Source organism: Denitraticella aggregata (assembly GCF_048158365.1).
Classification (GTDB): Bacteria; Pseudomonadota; Gammaproteobacteria; order Burkholderiales; family Rhodocyclaceae; genus Azoarcus_F.
Genome location: NZ_JBLLNL010000012.1, coordinates 81,832 through 93,668 on the forward strand (window position 1 = coordinate 81,832; position 11,837 = coordinate 93,668).

Sequence of the window (11,837 nt, forward strand, 5' to 3'; positions counted from 1 at the left end):
CGTTCAGGCCCCGGGCGGGTGCTTCACGAACCAGTCGGTGATGCTGTCCAGCGTGGACAGACTGGCATAGTCGGTTTCCGGGATTTCGCACCCGAGGCGCTCGTGCAGACCGTCGATCAGGTTGAGCCAGTCCATCGAATCCAGCTCGATCTGCTTGCGCAAGGGCCGGTCGGGCCGGAGCGCGGACACGTCGGTGCCCGGTGCGATCGCCCGAATCGTGTCGAGCACCCGCACACGGATTTCATCGTCGTTCATTTCACCCATCCTCGTGTGCAAACCCGTTCCCAGCAGCCGGTCGGCCGCATCGGCGATTCCATATTGCCACTGCAGTGTGACGCCTGCGCCGCAGCAACACCCGTCGCAGGCAACCGCTGACTCACGTGACCGACGCGCATCGCCGCAGGAATGCGACCACCGCCGCGATCTCGCGCTGCAGATCGTCGAAAGACTCATGATCGCCCGCGAGCGTCAGCAGTTCAACCGCATCATGACGTCGAGCGGCATGGAGTCGATGGGCGTCCGCGACCGGCACGACCCTGTCCTGTTCGCCATGCACCAGCAACACCGGGCAGTCCAGGCGCGCGATGCTGCGCTCCGGCGCGATGTCGTCGAAGCGATGTCCGATGGTGTCTTGCACGTAGCGCAGCACGTAGCGGCCCACCGCGGCCGGAACGCGTCGCGGTGCCATCCAGCGCTGCATCATGTCGCGCGGATGAGCGAAGGCCGACACGCTGACCACCGCCAGCACGTCATGCCGGCTCGAGGCGCTCGCATCGGACCGCTTCGCCACAGCGGGATCACGCGCAGCAGCCACAACCTGATCATGCCGGTTCGCCGCCGCGAAAAGCACTGCCCCCGCCCCCACCGAATGTCCGAGCAGCGCGATCCGCCGGCGGTCGATCGCGGGCTGTTGTGCAAGCCAGTCGAACGCGTGATTCACGTCCTCGGCAAAGCGCGGCAGGGACGCGAAGGTATCACCATCCGAACGCCCATGGCAGCGCGCATCGACCAGCAGCGTGGCGAATCCGGCATGATGCAGCGGTGCCGCGATCGGCAACATCATCTGCGCATTGCCGCCCCAGCCGTGCAACACGATCACGGCCGGTGAGGGCCGGCCGGCAGTGGACCCCGGAACCAGCCATGCATGCAGTCGCTTGTCGTTCGCGGTCGGAATCCATACCGTCTCGAAGTCCAGCCCTTCGCTCGCCGGAGTCGAACACTCGGCCACGCGCGGGGCAGCGAGACTCGACCGGATCGCACGATGCGCCAGCGTGCGCCCGACCCACCACGCCAGCGGCAGCCCCACGAGCAGCGTCGCAGTCAGGGCCGGCACGCTCGGCAATCCTGCCCCTCGAGCGGTAGCAGTGCGTCCGGCCTCACTCGGGCTTGCGATCGCGGCGGGAGGCGGCGGTCATGTCCTCGTCTGCGGGGTCCGGCCCGGCCGTCACCGGCGTGGTCCGCGCAGCCGGATCGCCGGGCGGCGAACGGCGTTGCACGAAAAACCTGTACACCGCGATGCCGGCAAAGCCGGCGCTGAAGATCCAGGCCAGGAACGCGATCGTCCGACCGAGCGACTGGGTCGCCGGGTCGCCGGCGAGCAGGGCCGGTACCAGCCAGACGCCCAGCACCACGCCGCCGAGCGCGAGCCTGGCCGAGAAGCGCCAGTCGGAACGCAGTGCGATCTGGTGGAGGCGTTCGTTGCGCTTGTAATCCTGTCTTGCCACGGTGTCATCCCGGTTTCGGTAAGACGACGGGTCAGTCGCCCATCACGATGCCTTCACGGCGCGGATCGGCCCCGCTGAAGAAGCCATCGGCGGTGCGCCGGATCGCCTGAAGGCCGCTGGTCAGCTCGCGCTCGCTGACCTCATGCCCGCGCGCCTGCAGGACGTCGACCGTCGCCTGCGGAAAACGTCCCTGCTCGACGAACACCGGTCCGCCCAGCGTCACCGCATGCGGCAGGTCGATCGCGCGCTGCGCGTCCAGTCCCCATTCGAACATCGCGATCAGGGTCCGCGCAGTGTAATGGATGATGGCCGCGCCGCCCGGCGAACCGAGGCTCGCGATCAACCCGCCGCTGTCCCGATCGAAAACCAGCGTCGGGCTCATGCTCGAACGTGGGCGCTTCCCCGGTTCGACCCGGTTCGCGATCGGCCGGCCTTGCTCGTCCCGCGGCTGGAACGAAAAGTCGGTCAGCTCGTTGTTCAGCAGATAGCCGCCCGCCAGGCCCGTGCCGCCATCGGCCAATATGCGCGCGCCGAAGGCCGACTCTATCGTCGTCGTCATCGCGAGCGCATTGCCATCGGAATCGACGATGCTGATGTGGCTGGTGCCGGACTCGCGCTGCTCGGGCTGGCGCGCGCGGCTGACGGTGAGCGGCCCGGGCGTGCCGGGTGACGCACGCCCCAGGCTGGTCTCGCCGATGAGGGCCGCGCGCTCGCGCAGGTAGGCGGGCGCGACCAGCGTCTGCCAATCGCCGGCTGGCGCCTCGACGAAATCCGGGTCGGCGATGTACATACCGCGATCGGCAAAGGCCAGGCGCGCCGCTTCCAGGAAACGGTGCAACCAGTCCGTAGCCGGCAAACCGTCCTGCAGCGCGACCGACCGCGGATCGCCGACGGGATCTGTCGCTTCCAGCAGGCCCAGGATCTGCGTGATGGTCAGATGTCCGGACGACGGTGGCGGAAAGCCGCACACGCGGTAGGCCTTCCAGTCGGTGCACAGCGGCGCGCGCGACACGGCGGCATAGCCGGCGAGATCGGCCTCGGTGATCGCGCCCGCGCGTTCGGGATGGCTGTTGACGCGCGCGACCAGATCCTGCGCGATCGGCCCGACATACAGTGCATCCGCCCCGTCCTCGGCCAGCCGGCGCAGGATCGCGGCCAGGGCCGGGCTCTTAAGCACATGGCCGACTGGCCAAGGTTCGCCGTCCGCATCGTAGTAGAACGCCGCTGCGGCTGCATCGCCACGCAGCGCGTCCTCGGCGTCCAGCGAAACATGCAGGCGCGCGCTGACCGGGAAGCCCTGCTCGGCCAGAGTGATCGCGGGCACGAACAGCGCCGACCACGGCAGCCTGCCATGCGCGCGATGCGCCATCTCGAGCATACGCACGACCCCCGGCACGCCGACCGACAGACCGCTGGCCGCCGCATCCATGAAGGCCAGCGGTTGACCCTCTTCATCCAGGAAAAGTCGCTCGTCGACCGCCGTCGGCGCGGTTTCGCGCCCGTCGTAGGCCCGCACTTCACTGCCGTCGAAATGCATCAGGAAGGCACCGCCGCCGATGCCGCTCGACTGCGGCTCGACCAGCGTGAGCACCATCTGCACCGCTATCGCGGCATCGATCGCCGACCCGCCCGCCTGCAGCACCTGATAGCCGGCATCGGTCGCCAGCGGGTTCGCCGCCGCGACCGCGAAACGGCTGGTCGCCCAACCCGGCTTCTCGATGATGCCGGATGCGGTTTCGGGCTGAATGTGGGGGACGACGTAATCTAAGCCGGTGAAGGCAAGCGCGCCGGGGGGCAGCAGCAGCGCGAGCGCCAGCAGCATACCGGCAAAGGGTCTCGCATGCGATGTCTTCATGTGACAGGCTCCTTCGTGGGGGGCAGGACCAGGGCCGGCACGCTCATCCGATCGCTGCGTAGCGCTGCTCCATCTCGCGACGCATCGCCTTGCGCAATTCGGCCGCGGCGCGCCGCCTGCGTTCATCGGGCGAGAACGGCCGCAGCGGTGGTACCGACATGGGCTTGCCGATGGCGTCGACCGCAACCATGGTCAGGAAGCAGTTGTTCGCGTGTCGTTTCTCCTGGGTGCGGATGTTCTCGGCGATCACCTTGATCCCCACCTCCATCGACGAGTTGCCGGTGTGATTGACCGATGCCAGGAAAGTGACCAGTTCGCCGACATGGATGGGCTGCCGGAACATGACGTGATCGACGCTCAGCGTGACCACATAGGTCGCTGCGTAACGGCTGGCACACGCATACGCGACCTGGTCCAGCAGTTTAAGGATCGTGCCGCCATGGACGTTGCCGGAGAAGTTCGCCGTGTCCGGCGTCATCAGCACGGTCATGGTCAGTTGATGGGCGGGCATTTCCATGCTGGATCTCTCTCGCTGGGATGAACGGCTCGCCTCCACCGGCCGGAGGCTGTCCACCCGCACGCTACGTGCTCCCGACGCGTCTTGCAATACGTGGAGTGCGCGCGGAGTGCGCGCGAGCCTCAGATCCCGGCTGTGACGCCCCCGTCCACATCCACACTCGCCCCATGAATGTAGCTGGCTTCGTCCGAGCACAGAAAACGCACCACCCGCGCGACCTCCTCGGGCTGGCCGTAGCGGGTCACGCCTTGCGCGGCCCGCATCGCATCCTCCGCCTCGGCCAGGCTCAGACCCTTCTGCTGCGCGAAGGCCTCAATCCGCCGGATCAGGCGGTCGGTCGCGATCGGACCCGGGCAGACCGTGTTGATCCGTATGCCCTGCCCACGGGCGCGGTCGGCCAGCGCCTTCGTGAAATTGATCAGCGCGGAATTGACCGGACCGCCGACCGTGAACTCGGCCACCGGCGTATGCGCGCCAATGCCCGAGATATTGACGATGCACCCGCCGCTGGCGTGCAGATGTGGCCAGGCGGCCCGGCACATGCGCACCGTGCCGTGGAACTTCAGTGCGAAGCCGTCGATGAAATCCTCATCGGCCAGGCTCAGGAAGTCCCCGCGCCGGGTCGCGCCGGCGTTATTCACCACCGCATCCAGCCGTTCGAAGGCGGCGATCGCCGCGTCCGCCACGCGGCCGGGTTGCTCGGGCAGGCGCAGGTCCCCCGGGACCGCGATGGCCGGCGGCGCGCCCAGCGCCTGCAGATCGACGACCACGGACTGCAGCGCAGCCTCGTCACGCGCGGCCAGCACGCAACGGTAACCGACGCGACCGAACTCGAGCGCGATGGCACGGCCGATGCCGCGACTGGCGCCGGTGACGATGACGACCGGATGATCATTGCGCATGGCGTTTGTCGAACTCCCATACACGCTCGAAGCCCATCAGCTTCGAGAATTCGTTGAACGGATAGAGCGCTTCCTCGTGGCCCGCGGTGGAACCCTCGTCGAGGATGGTCCGGAAAGTCGAACGCAGCGCAGCACCGGCCGCGAGAAAGCCGGACGCGGGGAAAATCGCGATCCGGTAGCCGAGTTCCTCCAGCACGGCGCGCGACAATACCGGCGTGCGCCCGCCCTCCACGATGTTGGCGATCAGCGGTCGGTCGATCGCGCGGCAGATCTTCGCCATCTCGTCTTCTGATTCCGGCGACTCGACGAACACGATGTCGGCACCGGCCTTCGCATACGCCTCGCCACGCCGCAACGCCTCGTCCAGCCCGAGCGTGGTGCGCGCGTCGGTCCGGGCGATGATCAGGAAGTCGGACGAGTCGCGAGCCTCGACCGCGACCCTGACCTTCTTCACCATGTCGTCGATCGGTATGACGCGGCGCCCGGGCGTGTGGCCGCATTTCTTCGGAAATTCCTGATCCTCGATCTGGATCGCGGCAGCGCCTGCCTTCTCGTACCCGCGCACCGCATGCTCGACGTTCAGCAGGCCGCCGTAGCCGGTATCGCCATCGGCGATCAGCGGCGTGCGGCAGTTGCCGGCAAAGGTCGCGACCCGATTGACCATGTCGGTGTAGGTCGCGAGCCCGGCATCCGGCAGGCCCAGATAGGATGCCACCGTGCCGTAGCCGGTCATGTAGAGGGCGTCGAAACCCATGTCGTCCGCGATTTTCGCGGAGATCCCGTCAAAAATGCCGGGTGCGCAGATCAGGCCGGGTTCGGCCAGACGCGCCTTAAGTCTGTTGTTTGCCATGGATCTCTCTCTGAGGGGTTGGAGTGCCTATCGGCGCTCAGGCGGCGCGATGATGCAGGCGTCGGTCCAGATACAGCAGGCCGGAGCTGATCAGCACCGCGACCACCGCGAGCATCAGCACCACCGCCATCATCGTCGGCACGTCCAGCGTGCCGATCGCGTTCATGACCAGGAAGCCGAGGCCGCGCTGGGACGCGAACATCTCGCCGATCAGCACGCCCAGCAGCGTCAGCGAAAAGCCGACCCGCAGCCCGGACACCAGCTCCGGAATCGCCGCCGGCACCACCACGGTCGCGACCAGTTGCCCGCGGGTCAGCTGCAGCACACGGGCCGTCTTGAAATAGACCGGCGCGATCGTCTTGACCGCGCCCATCGTGAAGATCGCGACCGGGATGATGCCGTGGATCGCGCCGAACGCGACCTTGGCCGACATGCCCAGGCCGAAGATCAGCAGGATCAGCGGGTACAGCGTGATCTTCGGCAGCGAGTACAGCGACACCAGGATGGGCTCGGCCACCTCGCCCGACAGGCGGTGCAGACCGAGCAGCAGGCCGATCGTCATGCCACCGAGCACCGCGATCGCCAGCGCATAACCGAGCGCCGAGAAGGTCTCGCGAAAATGCGCCCAGAACGACGGAGTACCGAGCATCTGGACCGCACGCTGCGCGGTCACGCCGGGCGATGCGATCGCGATGTCGCCGGCGTACCAGTGCAACCCCTGCCACAGTGCGATCAGCACGGCCACGAAGATCAGGCTGTCGATGAACTGTCTCATCAGCGTCCCCGCCTGGTCATGATGCGGCGCTCCCACACATGGAAAAACGCATTCACGATGGTCACCAGCGTGATGATGAACAGCATCAGCGCATACATCGTACGGTTGTCGAAGTTGTTGAAGGCGTACGCGATCGAGTAGCCGAGGCCGGACGTGGACATGATGAACTCGGCCGCGATCACGCCGATGAAGGAATACGCGATCGCAAGCTTCACACCGGTGAACAGCTGAGGCGCGGCGCTCGGCAGCTTGATCATCCATGCGGTGCGCAGCGGCCCCAGGCCGTTGACTCGCGCAGTCTTCAGCAACACCCGCGGAATGCGGTCCAGCCCGTTCATCGTGTTGATGATCATCGCGACCACGCCGAACATGAAACCGATCAGGATGATCGGCGCCGCATTCAGCCCGAAGATCACCACCATCAGCGGATAGAACGCGAAGAACGGAACCGCGTAGTAGGTGGCCAGGAAGGGATCGACCGCCCGGCGCAGCCGCGGGAGCGAATGCAGCACCGCCCCGATCACGAAACCCCCGATCACCGAACTGCCGAACGCGATCAGCACGTTGCCGAGCGTCTCCGCGATGTCGGCGTTCGCACGGCCGGACTGCAACAGTCGCCACAGGTGCGTCGCCATCTCGCTCGGCGGGATCATCGTCATGCGCCCGATCACGCCGAAGCGGCACATCGCTTCCAGCGACAGCACGAAGCCGACCACCACCAGCGTGCGGATCCAGCCCGCGTGCTTCATGACCGTGCCCCGGCCATGCCGGCGGCCTTCACGCTCTCGTCGCGCAACAGGCTCCACAGGCGGCTCGTTATCTGGCCGAAGGCTTCCTCAGCCGCGATCCGCGAATCCCGCTCGCGCGACCAGCCGGTGCGGATGTCGGCGATCAGCCGGCCCGGGCGGGCCGACATCACGCCGATCCGGTCGGACAGCATGGCCGCCTCGTCCAGCGCGTGCGTGATCAGCATCACCGTCGCACCGGTCTCGCGCCACAGCCTCAGCAGCTCGTCGCCCATCAGCAGCCGCGTCTGCGCGTCCAGTGCGCCGAAGGGCTCGTCGAGCAGGATCAGGCGCGGCTGCATCACCAGCGTACGCGCGATGCACACCCGCTGGCGCATGCCGCCGGACAGCTGCGACGGATAGGCCCGGGCGAAGTCCCTGAGGCCCATGAAGCCGATCGCGTACGAAACCCGCCGTTCGATCTCGGCCGCGTCGGTCCCGGCACGGCGCAGACCGAATGCGATGTTGTCCTGCACGGTCAGCCACGGAAAGGACGCGTCCTCCTGGAACACGACGCCGATGCCCTGCGGCACCTTGCCGGCCACCTCGCGTCCCTCGAACAGGATGTGTCCCTCGCTCGGCGCCGACAGGCCGGCCAGCACATCGAGCAGCGTCGACTTGCCGCAACCGGACGGACCGACCACGGAATAGAACTCCCCGCGGGTCAGCGTCAGATCGACCGGGCCGAGCGCATGAACGCCCGCCCCGCCGTCGGTGCCGGGGTAGATACGCTTCACCCCGGTCAGCTCGGCATGGGTCTCGGACACGTCAGACCCGGCCTGCGCATCGCGCGCGAAGGCGCGACTGCGTGACGCCGTCATCGCGACCACGGAACCCGTCATGGCTCACCTCCGGCTGGTCGCGCTCACTCGAGGAAGGACGTGTCGACGAACTTGTCCCAATCGACCTTGCCTTCCACTTCGCCGATGATGCGCAGGCCGCCGATCATGTTGTCCATGGCCTCATAGTTGAGCTCGCCGGCGCCCCAGTAATTCAGCGCGATCAGGTTGTTGATCGCGCGCAGCGCCAGATCGCGGTCCATCTCGTAGTGCTTGGCCACGATGTCGGCGGTCTCCTCCGGGTTCGCATACACGAAGGCCACGCCGCGCTTGCGGGCCGCGATCAGCGCCTTGAGCGTGTCCGGATTGGCGCGCGCGAACTCGGCCGTGGTCACGCCGACCGTCTGCGTCATCTGCGGCAGTTCGTCCTGCACCATGAACACCGGGCGGAAGCGGTCGGAGAAGCGTGCCCACACCGGATCCATGACCGGTGCGGCCACCACCGCGCCCTGCTCGACCATCGTCAGGCCGGCGCCGATGCCGCCCGCCGCGATCGCATCCACCTTGACGCCATGCTTGTCGGTCACCATCGTCAGCAACATGTCGGTCACCGACTTCGGACTGGTGAAGGCGACCTTCTGGCCATCGAGGTCGGCTGCGCTCCTGATCGGCGAGTCGGGCAACGTGACCCACAGGATCTCGCCGACCGTCTGCACGCCGGTGTGCACGATCTTCAGATCGATGCCCTGGTTGATCGCGGCCACCACCGCGGCGAGCGAGACCTCGCCATAGGGCATGCTCGCCGCCATCACGTTGCGCATCGTCGTGCCACCGCCCTTGGACGTCAGCACGCCGGTGACATCGACGCCGGCTTCCTTGTAGAAACCCTTGTCGATCGCGACCGCGTAGGGCGCGCCATACATGAGCACGCCCCAGTGGGTCACGGTCACTTCGACGGCCTGTGCGGTGGATACCGCCGCCGGCGCGACCAGCGCGCTCACCCCCAGCACGGCCGCCGCAGCGATGCTGCGGCCCATTCGTGCGACGCGCGAAGCAGTCTTGCTCTTCCAGGAAGTCATTGTCAGTCTCCAGTTTGGGTTCTTATGTGTGTCGGGAACGTTGCGCCACGGTGCGCCGGTCCCGACCATACCGGCGCACGCGGTCGAGCAAGAAAACGGGGCGTTCAGTTCATTCCGGTATCAGCAGTAATCGTGCCAATCGGGCAGGATCGCCAACCGCTTGTTAAAACGCCGTAAATTTCCACCGCTCGGATTTAGGGCTGTTTCATGATACGTTCTGTCTTGTTTCCACGTTGCAATGAAACGCTCCATGAACCCTGTTCCGCGTTACACGTCCGGCCGCGGTCTGCCGCGCGTGTGCTTCCTGGGCTATCGCCACCTGACCCGACTGGTCGAGCCGATTCTCGGTGACTACGCCGACCGCATGCGGCTGGAGGTGACCGAAGGCGCGTTCGAACAGGCCCTCGCGATCGCGCGCCAGCGCATCGAAGCCGGCGAGGTCGACGCCTTCGTCAGCGCCGGCGCGAACGCGAGCATCCTGCGCAGCGAACTGGACGCCCCGGTCGCGACGATACAGGTCGAGGGCTTCGACATCCTGCAGGCGATGATCCGCGCGCGCCGCATCACCGACCGGGTCGGCATCGTGACCTACGGGCAGACCAACCCGAGGCTGGACGCGGTGAAGGATTTGCTGAAGATGGAGATCGCACAGTACGCATACCAGACCGCGGCCGATGCGCAGAACCATTTCGACGCGCTGCGCCGGGATGGCTTCGAAGTCATCATCGGCTCCAGCCTCGTGATCGAACTCGCCGAACGCTGCGGCCTTCAGGGTCTGCTGGTGTATTCGCTGGACAGCGTCCGGCGCGGGCTGGAATCGGCGATCGACCTGGCCCGGGCCGCACGACTGGAGTCCGGTCGCTACGAGCAGTTGAACGGTGTCGTGCGCAATCTTCAGGATGCGATGCTGGCAGTGGACCACCGCCATCGCATCATCGCGATCAATCCGCCGATGCAGCGCGTGCTCGGGCGCGAGGGCGAAGCCCTGCTCGGCACGCCGCTGGATGCGCTCGATCCCGAACTGTCGCTGTTGCGCACATTGGAGACCGGCGAGGACGAGCGCGCCACCGTGCGCAACCTGATGCACCGCGACTGGGTCATGAACCGCACGCCGATCCGCGAACACGGCGAGATCGTCGGCGCCGCGATCACACTTTATGACGCGCACCTGATCCAGGAGGCCGACACCAGCCTGCGCATCCTGCAACGAACGCGCCAGACCGGTGTGCACCACGGCTTCGACGACCTGATCGGCAACAGCCCCGCCTTCGTGCGTGCGGTCGCGACCGCACGCCGCTTCGCGCAGACCGACCTGACGGTGTTGCTGACCGGCGAGAGCGGCGTCGGCAAGGAACTGTTCGCTCAGGCCATCCACAACGCGAGTCCGCGCGCCGGGCAGGCCTTCGTCGCATTGAACTGCGCGGCCTTTCCGGAGGCCCTGCTCGAGAGCGAACTGTTCGGCTACGAGGAGGGCGCCTTCACCGGCTCGAGGCGCGGCGGCAAGCGCGGTCTGCTCGAGGCGGCGCACAAGGGCAGCCTGTTCCTGGACGAGATCGGCGACATGCCGCTGGCACTGCAGACCCGGCTGCTGCGCGTGCTGCAGGAGCGCGAGGTGACGCGCCTGGGCGGCACCACGGCGGTGCCGATCGATGTGCGCATCATCGTCGCGACGCATCAGCCGCTGCAGCAGATGATCACGGAGCGGCGCTTTCGCCAGGATCTGTACTACCGGATCAATACCCTGCGCCTGGAGGTGCCCCCGCTGCGCGAACGGCACAGCGACATCCAGTTGCTCGCCCGGACGCTGCTGGCACGCAGCCTGCGCCGACTGGGGTCGACGCTGGGCCCGGATCCGGTGATGGCGTCACTGGCCGGGCACCTGAAGGCATACCCATGGCCGGGCAATGTGCGTGAACTGGAAAACATCGCCGAGCGGATCGCGGTGTTCCTGCTGCAATTCGGTCATGAAGACGAGGTCGTGCTGGACGCACTCGCTCAGGACTGCCCTGAACTCTTCCCGGACGGCCGTCTGCATGCCGCGGACGATGGCGATGCGCTGTCAGTCCGGATAGACGCTGCACTCAAACGCAGCAGCGGCAATCGCAGCGAGGCCGCCCGACTGCTCGGGATCAGTCGGGCGACGCTGTGGCGGTGGCAGAGACATCTGCAGAAGAAGTGAGCACGCCTGACCGTAAAGACGAAATCGGTCACCCCGAGCGACCTGCATCGCGTCCCGGTCGATGATTGACCGGCTTCGGCTCGGGAGCGGAATCTCAGTGCCTCTGGGATCTACCGTCTCTCGTCGACCCGATGCCGCCCTTGGTCGTCGCGATTGATCTACAGCAGCTATCAGTTTGGAGACGCCAATCGATTTTACAGCTCTACGGCAACTGATCGGCCAGGAAAGTGCCTCATCTCAGCGCCGCCCGAAGGGCAAACATCGCGAAGCTGGAAACCGGGATACAGGAAAACCTGACCGGTCAAAGAAGGCTGCCCGGCGTCGGTTAGGCGATCTCTGCTTGGAGGCTAACGCGGAGGGCGATCGTGTCCCGGGGCGTGGTGTAAGAAGCA

The 11,837-nt window shown here is 66.6% G+C and carries 12 protein-coding genes; 1 reads left to right on the forward strand and 11 read right to left on the reverse strand.

From position 1 onward, the window contains the following. Window positions 1-3: 3 nt before the first annotated feature. The 11 genes from ACKVEX_RS14070 to ACKVEX_RS14120 form a co-directional block, all read right to left on the reverse strand. Window positions 4-255, reverse strand: coding sequence for an acyl carrier protein (locus ACKVEX_RS14070; RefSeq protein ID WP_473216365.1), 252 nt, complete (start codon window positions 253-255; stop codon window positions 4-6). Between the two features lie 121 nt (window positions 256-376). After that, entirely contained in the window at window positions 377-1,333 is a 957-nt protein-coding gene (locus ACKVEX_RS14075; RefSeq protein WP_473216366.1) for an alpha/beta hydrolase, read from the reverse strand. A 43-nt stretch (window positions 1,334-1,376) separates the two neighbouring features. Beyond that, on the reverse strand, window positions 1,377-1,724 hold the full coding sequence (locus tag ACKVEX_RS14080) for a hypothetical protein (RefSeq protein WP_473216367.1): 348 nt from the start codon (window positions 1,722-1,724) through the stop codon (window positions 1,377-1,379). 31 nt (window positions 1,725-1,755) lie between these two features. Then, entirely contained in the window at window positions 1,756-3,579 is a 1,824-nt protein-coding gene (locus ACKVEX_RS14085; RefSeq protein ID WP_473216368.1) for a gamma-glutamyltransferase family protein, read from the reverse strand. Window positions 3,580-3,622: 43 nt separating this feature from the next. Then, complete coding sequence (locus tag ACKVEX_RS14090) at window positions 3,623-4,096, reverse strand: acyl-CoA thioesterase (RefSeq protein ID WP_473216369.1); 474 nt, start codon at window positions 4,094-4,096, stop codon at window positions 3,623-3,625. 122 nt (window positions 4,097-4,218) lie between these two features. Further along, window positions 4,219-4,998 (reverse strand): SDR family oxidoreductase, encoded by a 780-nt coding sequence (locus tag ACKVEX_RS14095; RefSeq protein WP_473216370.1) that lies wholly within the window; start codon window positions 4,996-4,998, stop codon window positions 4,219-4,221. After that, window positions 4,988-5,848 (reverse strand): isocitrate lyase/PEP mutase family protein, encoded by an 861-nt coding sequence (locus ACKVEX_RS14100; RefSeq protein WP_473216371.1) that lies wholly within the window; start codon window positions 5,846-5,848, stop codon window positions 4,988-4,990. Before ACKVEX_RS14100 ends, ACKVEX_RS14095 begins: the two co-directional genes overlap by 11 nt. A gap of 37 nt (window positions 5,849-5,885) precedes the next feature. Continuing rightward, window positions 5,886-6,623 carry an ABC transporter permease gene (locus ACKVEX_RS14105; RefSeq protein ID WP_473216372.1) on the reverse strand — a complete coding sequence of 246 codons (738 nt, stop codon included), beginning with the start codon at window positions 6,621-6,623 and terminating at the stop codon, window positions 5,886-5,888. Further along, window positions 6,623-7,372 (reverse strand): ABC transporter permease, encoded by a 750-nt coding sequence (locus ACKVEX_RS14110; protein ID WP_473216373.1) that lies wholly within the window; start codon window positions 7,370-7,372, stop codon window positions 6,623-6,625. The genes ACKVEX_RS14105 and ACKVEX_RS14110 overlap by 1 nt, the downstream gene beginning before the upstream one ends. Further along, entirely contained in the window at window positions 7,369-8,250 is an 882-nt protein-coding gene (locus ACKVEX_RS14115) for an ABC transporter ATP-binding protein (RefSeq protein ID WP_473216374.1), read from the reverse strand. Before ACKVEX_RS14115 ends, ACKVEX_RS14110 begins: the two co-directional genes overlap by 4 nt. Window positions 8,251-8,273: 23 nt before the next feature. Then, window positions 8,274-9,266 carry an ABC transporter substrate-binding protein gene (locus tag ACKVEX_RS14120; protein ID WP_473216375.1) on the reverse strand — a complete coding sequence of 331 codons (993 nt, stop codon included), beginning with the start codon at window positions 9,264-9,266 and terminating at the stop codon, window positions 8,274-8,276. 250 nt (window positions 9,267-9,516) lie between these two features. Here ACKVEX_RS14120 and prpR point away from each other — a divergent pair, with 250 nt between their 5' ends. Beyond that, entirely contained in the window at window positions 9,517-11,445 is a 1,929-nt protein-coding gene (gene prpR / locus ACKVEX_RS14125) for a propionate catabolism operon regulatory protein PrpR (RefSeq protein ID WP_473216376.1), read from the forward strand. The last annotated feature ends 392 nt before the right edge of the window (window positions 11,446-11,837 follow it).

What these genes read in the sequence shown, in the direction of transcription:
- ACKVEX_RS14070 (WP_473216365.1), bottom strand. Translation starts at nt 255, where the DNA reads ATGAACGACGATGAAATCCGTGTGCGGGTGCTCGACACGATTCGGGCG.
- ACKVEX_RS14085 (WP_473216368.1), bottom strand. Translation starts at nt 3,579, where the DNA reads ATGAAGACATCGCATGCGAGACCCTTTGCCGGTATGCTGCTGGCGCTC.
- ACKVEX_RS14090 (WP_473216369.1), bottom strand. Translation starts at nt 4,096, where the DNA reads ATGGAAATGCCCGCCCATCAACTGACCATGACCGTGCTGATGACGCCG.
- ACKVEX_RS14095 (WP_473216370.1), bottom strand. Translation starts at nt 4,998, where the DNA reads ATGCGCAATGATCATCCGGTCGTCATCGTCACCGGCGCCAGTCGCGGC.
- ACKVEX_RS14100 (WP_473216371.1), bottom strand. Translation starts at nt 5,848, where the DNA reads ATGGCAAACAACAGACTTAAGGCGCGTCTGGCCGAACCCGGCCTGATC.
- ACKVEX_RS14105 (WP_473216372.1), bottom strand. Translation starts at nt 6,623, where the DNA reads ATGAGACAGTTCATCGACAGCCTGATCTTCGTGGCCGTGCTGATCGCA.
- ACKVEX_RS14110 (WP_473216373.1), bottom strand. Translation starts at nt 7,372, where the DNA reads ATGAAGCACGCGGGCTGGATCCGCACGCTGGTGGTGGTCGGCTTCGTG.
- ACKVEX_RS14115 (WP_473216374.1), bottom strand. Translation starts at nt 8,250, where the DNA reads ATGACGGGTTCCGTGGTCGCGATGACGGCGTCACGCAGTCGCGCCTTC.
- ACKVEX_RS14120 (WP_473216375.1), bottom strand. Translation starts at nt 9,266, where the DNA reads ATGACTTCCTGGAAGAGCAAGACTGCTTCGCGCGTCGCACGAATGGGC.
- prpR (WP_473216376.1), top strand. Translation starts at nt 9,517, where the DNA reads ATGAACCCTGTTCCGCGTTACACGTCCGGCCGCGGTCTGCCGCGCGTG.